Origin of the sequence: Paenibacillus pini JCM 16418 (genome assembly GCF_000576305.1) — a bacterium.
GTDB lineage: Bacteria > Bacillota > Bacilli > Paenibacillales > Paenibacillaceae > Paenibacillus_AQ > Paenibacillus_AQ pini.
Map to the genome: position 1 here is coordinate 1 of NZ_BAVZ01000040.1, position 10557 is coordinate 10557.

12 protein-coding genes are annotated in these 10557 nt (G+C 30.8%); all 12 read left to right on the forward strand.

The window, feature by feature from the left end; all coding sequences use genetic code 11:
• Positions 1-384 precede the first annotated feature (384 nt).
• Positions 385-1029 carry a hypothetical protein gene (locus JCM16418_RS22820; protein ID WP_036653634.1) on the forward strand — a complete coding sequence of 215 codons (645 nt, stop codon included), beginning with the start codon at positions 385-387 and terminating at the stop codon, positions 1027-1029.
• A 14-nt stretch (positions 1030-1043) separates the two neighbouring features.
• Positions 1044-1196, forward strand: a complete 153-nt coding sequence (locus tag JCM16418_RS25155) for a hypothetical protein (protein WP_156327250.1) — start codon at positions 1044-1046, stop codon at positions 1194-1196.
• A gap of 26 nt (positions 1197-1222) precedes the next feature.
• Positions 1223-1459 (forward strand): hypothetical protein, encoded by a 237-nt coding sequence (locus JCM16418_RS22825; protein WP_036653636.1) that lies wholly within the window; start codon positions 1223-1225, stop codon positions 1457-1459.
• A 38-nt stretch (positions 1460-1497) separates the two neighbouring features.
• Positions 1498-1833: a hypothetical protein gene (locus tag JCM16418_RS22830; RefSeq protein ID WP_036653638.1), complete on the forward strand. Its 336-nt coding sequence runs from the start codon at positions 1498-1500 to the stop codon at positions 1831-1833.
• 115 nt (positions 1834-1948) lie between these two features.
• Complete coding sequence (locus JCM16418_RS22835; RefSeq protein WP_036653640.1) at positions 1949-2275, forward strand: hypothetical protein; 327 nt, start codon at positions 1949-1951, stop codon at positions 2273-2275.
• Positions 2276-2650: 375 nt separating this feature from the next.
• On the forward strand, positions 2651-2968 hold the full coding sequence (locus JCM16418_RS22840; protein WP_036653642.1) for a hypothetical protein: 318 nt from the start codon (positions 2651-2653) through the stop codon (positions 2966-2968).
• Between the two features lie 243 nt (positions 2969-3211).
• Positions 3212-3499, forward strand: a complete 288-nt coding sequence (locus JCM16418_RS22845) for a hypothetical protein (protein ID WP_052020726.1) — start codon at positions 3212-3214, stop codon at positions 3497-3499.
• Positions 3500-3604: 105 nt separating this feature from the next.
• Positions 3605-5788 (forward strand): hypothetical protein, encoded by a 2184-nt coding sequence (locus JCM16418_RS22850; RefSeq protein WP_036653644.1) that lies wholly within the window; start codon positions 3605-3607, stop codon positions 5786-5788.
• A 75-nt stretch (positions 5789-5863) separates the two neighbouring features.
• The gene (locus JCM16418_RS22855) at positions 5864-8899 is read left to right on the forward strand and encodes an N-6 DNA methylase (protein WP_036653646.1); all 3036 of its coding nucleotides are present in this window, start codon (positions 5864-5866) and stop codon (positions 8897-8899) included.
• A 105-nt stretch (positions 8900-9004) separates the two neighbouring features.
• A complete protein-coding gene (locus JCM16418_RS22860) occupies positions 9005-9193 on the forward strand; it encodes a hypothetical protein (RefSeq protein ID WP_036653649.1) in 189 nt (62 codons plus the stop codon).
• A 104-nt stretch (positions 9194-9297) separates the two neighbouring features.
• Positions 9298-9495, forward strand: coding sequence for a hypothetical protein (locus JCM16418_RS22865; protein WP_036653651.1), 198 nt, complete (start codon positions 9298-9300; stop codon positions 9493-9495).
• 843 nt (positions 9496-10338) lie between these two features.
• The coding region (locus tag JCM16418_RS22875) for a hypothetical protein (RefSeq protein WP_036653655.1) at positions 10339-10557 on the forward strand (219 nt) is incomplete at its 3' end.

The window sequence follows — 10557 nt, forward strand, 5'->3', positions numbered from 1 at the left end:
ACCACAATCCATCCTAACGCGTTATCACACTCTAACTATACAAATACACCTGACAATGTATAAAGTCTTTAGATCCATTATAAATACAATAGATACAGTGAAAGTGTTGTAATATTGCTATTGATTATTTAAAAGTAAATAATACTAAAATAACTATTGCAATTATATCCCATATTCGTTTATTATATATCTAACAGGTTAACTACTAACTCAACTTTACAATTGTAAACAGAGAGGAGGGAACACAAATGTCACGCACACAACTAATTGTTGCAATGTCTCGCATTAAACGTAAAGCTGCTTTGAAGAACTTCACCGTGATTGGAACTTTAATTGTTAGATGATATAAGAGTTAAAAATACAATTTTAAAGGTGGTAATTTTAATGTCGACTTTCTACCAATTAAATCAAGTAGAACAAATGGATATGCTTTCTGATTACCTTGTGTCAGCAATGGATAAAGTACGTTCGTGTGTTCAGTATAAGGAGTTCACAGAAGAAGAGCAACAGCAGGTTAAACGTGGCTTCTATGCATATCTTGAGGACGATAACGCCATTGTAACAGACGAACTTATTCAAGCAGTCGAAGACAATTTTACTAACTCTCCAATGGCTTCATTACTAAGACAATACAAAGCCACTCACTCTGTTTTTGCTGAGGTAGTAAAGGAGTTACAGCCAGAACGTAAGGTAACACTAATCAAATTTAGTGAGTTTGGTTTCCCTGTTCTAATTAACACAGTAATAAAGAGTACAGAAATTAAACCATACGCACAACACAAAGACTCCTTGAAGATCATTCATAAACCTAAAAAGAAAAGATCTTTATGGTCAAACATTATCCTACCTACAGATGAGCTGCTCGTATATGACAGATGGTTGAATACTGATCTGGATGAGATTACAAAAGTAACCATTCGAGAAAACGAATTATGCAAAATGACACAATCTAAATATCTATGCTTCGACCGTAGTTATTTTAGCGACATCATTGCAATTCTTGGTCAACCACTTATTAAATTAAACTAATAGAGGTGATAGGAATGAAAAGTATTAAAGTGGTTAAACAAGATGGATCAACTCTATTAAGCAAGGAGGGAACAGATTTAGATATCTTAGAGCTTACAACATACTTGAGACATGAACGTTTAGAATACCAAGGAAATACAGCATACATATATTTAAAAGCATATTAAATACTAAATATAGGAGATGGATTATAATGTTAAAAACTACAGAACAATTAATCGAGAGGGCTTTAGATGGGGTGGAATTAGCAACTGACATATCACATTGTGATCACTCATCAAAAGAGCTGAGACGTGTTCTATTTGATCTAGCGGAGGATGGAGCATGGTCAGAGTATGAAGGGAATGGATACTTTGAGGATGTGCATATTTCAGAAATGAGCGACCGTGAAATTGCTAGAATTTTAATACGTGATTATGCTAACGCTTAATATTAAAAAATTAATTAATTAAAAGGAGATTCCTTACTATGAAAAAATCTATTTCTTTATTTATGATTATCCTTATTGTTCTCTCTTTTCTTTCTTCATCCGTTAATGCTGCGCCAGTAAAATACGAAGTAACTGGAGTTATTTCAAAATTATATTATCAATCGGAATCTGGTTATTATGTTGTACATACCAAAAAGAATAGTAAAGGAAACTCATGGGTTCTGGATCTCGTGAGAATATCTACAAAAAAAGAGAACAAGATACTTACAAATCAATTGAAGAATATGTACATTGGTAAAACAGTTCATATTGTTTATATTGGCGACCAACAAACTGACGAAGAAATAGAAATTATTGATACTTGGATTGAATAAAAATGAATCGAAATATAGGAGTTAAATATTTTAAAAATTAATATAAAATACTTTACAATTGTAAATAAAATATGATACAATGACCTTAGTTAATTAATACATAGGAGGCGATAGTATGGAGGGCTTAAACATTTTCCGTAATAATGATTGGAAGGTCATTGGCATATCAATGACATTGTATAATTCAAATACTGGTGCTCCCCTTGTAACTTCTTATGAATTAAATCCTTCCAGTGTTCGCCTATTCTTCACTGAAAGAGAATACGAAGCAACAATGATTGCTGAAAGCTTGACTGGAAAAATCATCACTTGGAATCCCGAGTCAGATTGGTTTAACGAATATAATACCATTGAAGAAGCTGCAAATGACCAAAAGAAAAATTATATAAGTTATTGGAATATTCCCGCAGTATTCACCGAAGAGTTTAAGCAATTTCAATGAATTGATCAATTTAATGAAGAATGATTTCGTTAAAGGTTTTGGAAATGAATAACATGAAATATAACGCAGAAAATGGATTAAGATATACAATTTCAAAATGACTGGTAAATCAGTGAAATGTATATGATACGGAAAATTACAGACAGCATTTATTCACTAACAACAAGGATAATACAACATGGGTTATTGATTATAAATGATTCCGTTCATGAAAAAAAGTGATGTAGTTGTTAAAATATTCAATATTGAAACGTATCACGGCAACAAATGTTGTATGGTAAGATGTTCTTAGATAAAATACAACTTAGAATCAAGAGAACAGAAGTGTATATAAAACCATACCTTCATAAACTAGATTAAAGGAGAGCAAATTAATTGAACACTAAGCAGGCAAATGATGCATTTAATAAACTTGAAACTCTTATACAACAACTTAATGAAAGAATTCCATTCGATCTTATAGAAAAAGTATATAATTCAGCAGAGTCGCTTAGAGACAAAATGGAGACAGAAATCGAGAAATTAGAAAATAAGGGACATTTGAATGATGAGCAAGAAGAAAGGTTGGATCGTTTCCAATCTACTATTGAAGCAATTAGGAATATAGCTGAAATCATTGAACCATTAAAAGATACGGTAGAGGAGTTTGGACAAGTCCAAAAATACGTTAATGAAGCAAATGAGACAATATAACAGCAAATAATGAGGAACTAATAGGATATACAAGACAACGAAACGGTTCTAGAGCCTTCAGATGGTAACGGTAATATTTTAGATGGTATAACCGAACATTCAGTAGAAAATGCCATAAGGGTCAATTTAGAAGCTATAGAATGGAATAGTACACTATCACAGATCCTTGAATTGAAGCAGTATAAGATTATTGGAAACGACTTTACAGAATTTAATCCTTAAAAAAAATACGATAAGATTATTATGAATCCACCATTCGAAAAAAAACAAGATATTGAACATGTATTAAAAGCTTTTGAATGTCTACAAGATGGTTGGAATATAGTTGCCATTATGTCTCCTCACTGGACGTTTGCAAATGACTCTAAAAGCGTTTACTTCCGTAATTGGATAGATGACAAGGGATACTATGAAAAGCTTCCAGATGTATCATTTAAAGAGTCAGGAACAGGCGTGAATACAGTTATAGTTGTCATAGATAGAGTAAATAATGTAGAACAGGATTATAAAGAAAATTATAAAATATCATAATTAAACAAGAATAAAAAATACTATTATATACTTTACAATTGTAAACCTGATATGCTACAATGTATTTAAGATATTAAAACAAATAATACATAGGAGGTTTTAAGTATGCATTACTTAGATAAGCAAGAAGCAAAAGTAAAAATTATGGGGAAATTAGTTGAGGGTGGATGGAAAGTATTCGGTTTTGATCCTGATCAATCTGATTCCATGACAGATTATTTCCACCCTGCTTCTTGGTCTGGTATTGCTAGTAAAAACGACTATGTGTTATTGATTGATATCTGTAAATATAATTTGTCTGATTCTGGTAAGGAGATCCGTAAATATGATTATAGCAATAAAAAAACTGTTTCTCATGATAGAATTCAAAAATTAACAGCTATGATGAATGATGCAGCATCAACAGAAAATGAAAAGGCAGCTTGCGCTGTATTAATTGAAAAAGAAATGGATAAAGCAAACGTAGAACCTACTTATAAAGTTAAGGAAGTGTATCCGACATTCTTACATGCTAATCCAAGGGGAACAAGCTGGCATATTGAACGTGATGGTCAAATCATTGCTAAAGGAAATGGAGTTTTTGCAGTAAATGATTATGATTGGGAAAACGAAGAGAAAACACCACAACAACAAAAGGCCGAAAAATTAAATGCTTTTGTAGAACGGATAGAAAAAGTTTTGAAGGAATCTGATGCTTTGAAAGCTGAAGTAATCAAAGTACCAGTAAAAATAATTCAAGCAGTTGAAAAAGATGTAACTTCAATTACTAATAATGATATTAAAGATGGTTTTACTATTATCATGAAAGCTGCCTATACTCATGGTAAAAATAAAGGTAATAAATACTCATTAGTTTATAAGGATGAAAAATTTAATAAATACCACACATTTTATAAACTGGGAAAAAACAATAAGCCCTCAAAGAGTTTTGATAAATCATGGAGTTTATCCGTTGAACGAATCAATGAACTGCTTGGTAAAGGCCATATTGCAGTAATTGAGTTTGTAGAAGTGACAGAATATCAAGAAAAGATTGTGTTCAAGAAGACATCTCGTAAACAGACAGTTTCTAATGTTCCAACAATTGAAACAAAAGAAGAAGTTAAAGAAACAGTTAGTAATATGAATAAAGAAAATGAAGTAGTAGAACCAGCAACACAACGCCAATTATGGGCATTACACTGTGCTACTAAGCTAGATACTAGAGAAATGAAAATTAGTAAAATAAAAGCGTCTGAACTTATAACAAGATCAAAAGAGGGTCATTGCATCATTACTGAAGTAAAAGCTCAAATGAACGATAGCGAGACTTCAGCAATAGACAAAGTAAAATCAAACAATATAGAAAATGAACCAGTAATAACGGAAGAGAATAACGTTATTTATCACGATTTTAAAAATGACGATTTCAATGAAAATGATCATAAAGAGGATAAACCAATGACAAACATATTTAATGATTTACTAAACAAGTTTGATAATGTTGAAGTAACAACGGATTCTAAAATTGCACCCGATGATCTAGAGTTTTGTAAAGAACAAGAAGAAATATACAATCAACTTTTAATGGCATACAATGCTTTTAAAATTCAATTGCAAGATATTTCGGATATCAGTGTTGCCCATGGTAAAAAGTTTGGAAGACAGTCAGGTACTGCGTACACTCACGGTAGTTATACGCCTAGAGATATTGACGAGACTATAAATAAAATAAAAAATGAATTCATACAAAAGGTTTGTAGTTATTTTCAAAGAAAATATAGTATCACCATTGATATTGAATTGATACAAAAGGTATACATGCAAGATGTAAATATTATCTATGCTAATATTGTTGAGAAAATTAATGAACAATTAGGCGGATTTAACTTTACAGAAAAGGCAGTGCATGAGATTAAAGAAAAAATGAAAGAAATCTTATACAAATATAGCGACAGTAATAGGGTTATTGTTCGTAATAATAAGTTGATACTAAATGGTGGATTCACCTATCTCGATTCAATATGGAAATATTACAAACTCAAAGATAGAAAAGATTGTGTGTTAGCTGGTATTTCAAACTTTGATAATGGGAGTGTTACAATTAATCAAGAATTAGTAGATACTTACTGTGGATATAATAATGAAAAAGATCAAACTAAATATACAAAGTTTGAACCAAAAACACTAAACAAAGTTAGATCAATAAAATTTATGAAAAATGGAAAAATGGAGATTGAATTTTTATCACATGAACTTGCAGTAAAGTTTGCTAGTGAATATTGTGGTTACAAAAAGCAATCCGCATAATTAAGAATACATAGTAATTCATAGAATTAATCATGAACGGAGGATAATTCTATAACGGAAAGGGGGATATAGCTAATGACCTATGAAATACAGAACGTAACCATTCCACAAGACAAACGAAAAGGAATCAACGAAAAAATACTACATCTCATTCAGAATAGTGAATGTGAGAAATATGGAATCTCACCTCAAGACGTTTATTCCTCCTATACGGGTGATGGTGGATTACATGGGTTATCATTCTATGATTATGATTCGTTCCACTCTTACACAGAGGCAAAGAAACTCGAAGAAGTTGGTCAGTTTTTTACACCATCAGCAGTATCAAAATTTATTGTAGACACCGTAAATCCATCTATGAACGATTTAATAGCAGATCTTACATGTGGTCACGGAAGTTTCTTTAATTGGCTACCAAACCAATTAAATACATACGGTAATGAACTAGATATGAAAGCTGTTAAAGTTGCCAGGTTCTTGTATCCCGATATAAATATAACTAATGATGATATTAGGAATTATGATAGTAAAGGTGTTAAATTTGATATAGTCCTCGGAAATCCTCCATTCAACCTTAAATGGAATGTAGACAGAAATGAGTATCTTAGCCAGTTATATTACATGATCAAAGCACACGAAGTCCTGAAGCCTTCAGGATTAATTGCTATCATTGTTCCTTTAAGTTTTTTAAACGATGAATTTTCAGACGGTGGAATGATTAAACAAATTAATTCTTTGTACAATTTTATTTATCAAGTTGAGTTACCCTCTAATAGTTTTAAATCTGTAGGGGTTAATTCGTTTAGGACTAAGATTATGTACTTTCAAAAGCAAAGTGAATATATTTCAACTGTGACTCCATATAATTCAAACATTCTAAAACTCAATGAATTATCAGTCGTTTCCAGTAGTCATATCTTTAATACATATATTAAACCAGTGACTGAGCAAAAAGAGAAAATTAAACACAAACTATTCTTTGAGCAAATGCAGGGAAAGAATGAAGATTTAGAATTTCAGTCTAAGATTAAAAAGTATTTGTTTGATATTAAAAGGAACAAGAATATTAAGCAGCATTTCACAAAAGCACAAGACTATGTAAATAAATATTATAATCAAGTCAAACCTGAGGGTATGTCATTCCCTGAGTGGGAAAAGGTTAGATTAACTAAAAACAAAGTAATATCATATCTTAAACGAATGTTAAAAAATCAACATGTAAAAGAGATAGATAAAATTGAGCTAGTTAAAACAAATTACGGTCTAAGATTAAAAGGCTATTCACAAAAAAATAAGATATATTTATCAAAATATAGTGGAGTAAAAGAAGCTTCATTTGTAGATATGGTTATTAACAATGAATATCCATTTACAAATACAAAGTATAATAAATTGGTTAAAGAAAAGATAAATTCATATAAACAACAAAGTAAACCATTTAATGAGATTCAGCAAAATGAATATAACTCTAATTGGTTAAATAACTACTCATTAAATGACTCTTTAAATGAATGTTTGATCAAATTAAATAAGATCCAAAGGGAAGATATAGGAAAGATCCTCCAAAAGAATTACGGCTTACTACAATGGGACTGTGGAGGCGGTAAGTCATTAGCAGCTATTACATACTCTCAATATCATTTACAACATAAAAATGTTAGGAATATGTTTATTGTTGCACCTGCAATTGCAATTGTCGGAACATTTGAATCAGCATTGACTAGCTATGGTATCCCATATGTAAAAATAGACTCTATTAAAAGTATGGCGAGTATAAGACCCTATGATATCATCCTTGTTACGTTCAACATGTTGATAAAGTATCAAAGACATATTAAGAAATTTATACGCTTAAATGGGCGTAAAATTGGTCTAGTGTTAGATGAAAGCGACAGCATAGCATCTATGACAAGCAAAAGAACAAAAGCAACATTGAATGTATTTAAGAAAGTAAAATATAAATTATTAACCACTGGTACAAGCGTGAGGAATTCAATAGGAGAAGCATATCCTCAATTTAATTTGTTGTTTAATTCTTCGGTTAACTTTATTAATTGTTGCAAAGATATATATGTTCAAGATAAGAAAACAAATGAGTTGAAAACAGAGCAAAATAAATTTTACTTAAAGCCATATCCACAATATCACAAAGGACAGAAATTGTTTCGAGAAAGTCATATACCTGAGAAAATAACTGTATTTGGTGTCTCACAGGCCACACAACATATATACAATTCTGGGACATTAAAGAAACTTATAGACTCAACAATTATTACACGAACACTTGAAGAAATTACAGGCAGATCATTTGCAAACATACTACAAGATACATGCACATTTAACAGTAATGAGAAAGAGTTATATAAAAAAATTATAAATGAGTTTTATGAGATGGCTAGAAATATAAATCGAACTGGTAATAGCAGAAAAGACAGAATGCTAGAAATAATACAGCAACTTAATATGCTAATTAGGAGTTGCAGCGCACCACATTTATTTAGAGAGTATAGTGGGAAAGGATATTCCTCTAAATTTGGAAAAGTGTTTTCAATGCTTAAGAAATGGAATAATGAGCCTGTAGTTATTGGTTGTCGCTACAAAAAGACTGTTTATAGTTATGCAAAATATATTAGAGAGCTATTTCCTGATCGTAGACTTTTTATCGTTACAGGTGAGGATATGAATTTGAAACAACGCAAAGAAATGATTGCAGAGATGAAGAAAGAAAAGAATTCAATTATGGTATGTACTCAGCAATCATTACCCAGTAGTATAAGCATAAATTATGTGAACAAAATTATAGTAACCGAACTTGCTTGGAACGGTGCGAGTCTTCATCAATTCACAGCAAGATTTATTCGTTTTGATTCTGAGTCAGATAACAAAGAGATACATTATGTTACCTATGAAAACAGTATAGAGAGTAATTTGTTAAAATTAATACTAAATAAAGAAAAGTTAAATCTTTTTATGAAAAATGATAACGTTAATGATGATGAATTATTTAAAAGGTTCGGTGTAGATTTTGACATACTCAGCATGTTAATGACCAAAGAGACAGACCATAATGGATACACCAGATTAAGTTGGGGAAAACAAGAAATTAACTAAAAAAAAGAATAAAAAATATAATTAAAAGATTTACAATTGTAAAATAAACATGTTACAATGAATTTAGTTAAAAAGAGCAACACACAATGTATAGGAGGTTTTAGAATGATAAGTAATAAGAGAACAATTTATGTTAATCAACTACCACAATTAATGCAAGAATCTATTAAAAATGATATTCTCTACTCACTAATAGAAATGAAGCGAAGTATGTCTATCTGGGAAATGGAGGATGCTCTAAGCAGTCGATTATGCGACCTTGAAGATATCATTGACATTAAAAAATATTTATAAAATTAAGGATAAAAAATATTTTTTAATTAAATAAATCACTTTACAATTGTAAATAACTTGTGATACAATGACCTTAGTTAATTAATACAAAGGAGGCGTTTAATTTGAAAGCAGAAGAGCTTAAAAGACTGACAAAGCTTGTAGGTGGATATCACAGTAAACTCACAAAAAAACAATCACTTGAAGTAATCCTTGAACGCCAGCATAAACACAACCCAATTTTAATGAGGGATGAATACGGAGAGTTTATTACGAATGGAAGTCTAAACATATTTGACTATAGCGGATGGAATAGATACTAAAATTATTCGTAAAATACTCATTTTATGTAGAAATGGAGGCAGTAAAAAATTATGGTTAATTGGGTCAACATTGATGTGTTTATACGAAAACAAGGTAAACTTTGCGCATTAACAGAAGTCACCAATAAAGTCACAATAAACCCAGTGGCACAACGCAAGATATATTCTAGTAAAACGGGAAGTTACATAATAATAAATAATGAGAAGAGATACTTTCACATGCATTCTAAATTGGAAATAGCATATAAAAATAATGATATTGAATATTTAACCCCTCCATTTACTAACTCGTTAAAAAAATAAATCTTTAATAAGGGGTGAAAATAATGAAATGCGACATTGAAAATGGTGTGTTTTATACACAAAGTGAAGATACAGGGAAGCTGTAAAGCGCCAACGATATTCTAATATGATTGGTTATGATTTCGGTGGATATATATATGAGGGTTCAGCTTACATAAAAAATTGCAGACAGTATCTATTCAGAAACACAAAGGATAATGCAACATGGGTAACAAACTATAAAGGATTCCGCGAACACATAGATAAGTATGATTTTCCGAAGAGAAAGCTGTAGCATTTTTAAGAGTGATTTCATTCAAACTAAAGGAGCGGATCAAATGAGAAAGATATCAGAATATACAAATGTTACTTACCATTATAGTTCCAAAGAAGAACGAGATGATCATGTTAAGTTAATGGAATCTGAAGGATGGGAATGTAGCGGACAAGTGAAGGAAAGATTTTCAATTTACCAAGATTCTGTATGGTGTGGTAAGTTTACTAAGTACAATTGATAAGGAAGATTGGTTCATTAAAAATTTAAATATTGGAGTGATATTTATGAAGAACATAGAAAAATTGGTCAATTCAATCAGCGAAAAGTTGAATACATATGGTTATGAACATGAGGTTACTGGAGATAAAACCACTTTTGCAATTGCGCCAACAGCAACTGTACTTACTGAAAATTGCACAATTGAAGTTTATAAAAATCAGATAACAGTTAATGAGAAGCATGTTATGGATCTTGAGGAAATGATCAACGAAGTTATTGAGGTT

Excerpts from the sequence above, each read along its gene's own strand:
- JCM16418_RS22830 (WP_036653638.1), top strand. The coding sequence starts at position 1,498 with ATGAAAAAATCTATTTCTTTATTTATGATTATCCTTATTGTTCTCTCT.
- JCM16418_RS22835 (WP_036653640.1), top strand. The coding sequence starts at position 1,949 with ATGGAGGGCTTAAACATTTTCCGTAATAATGATTGGAAGGTCATTGGC.
- JCM16418_RS22820 (WP_036653634.1), top strand. The coding sequence starts at position 385 with ATGTCGACTTTCTACCAATTAAATCAAGTAGAACAAATGGATATGCTT.
- JCM16418_RS25155 (WP_156327250.1), top strand. The coding sequence starts at position 1,044 with ATGAAAAGTATTAAAGTGGTTAAACAAGATGGATCAACTCTATTAAGC.
- JCM16418_RS22855 (WP_036653646.1), top strand. The coding sequence starts at position 5,864 with ATGACCTATGAAATACAGAACGTAACCATTCCACAAGACAAACGAAAA.
- JCM16418_RS22845 (WP_052020726.1), top strand. The coding sequence starts at position 3,212 with ATGAATCCACCATTCGAAAAAAAACAAGATATTGAACATGTATTAAAA.
- JCM16418_RS22860 (WP_036653649.1), top strand. The coding sequence starts at position 9,005 with ATGATAAGTAATAAGAGAACAATTTATGTTAATCAACTACCACAATTA.
- JCM16418_RS22825 (WP_036653636.1), top strand. The coding sequence starts at position 1,223 with ATGTTAAAAACTACAGAACAATTAATCGAGAGGGCTTTAGATGGGGTG.
- JCM16418_RS22850 (WP_036653644.1), top strand. The coding sequence starts at position 3,605 with ATGCATTACTTAGATAAGCAAGAAGCAAAAGTAAAAATTATGGGGAAA.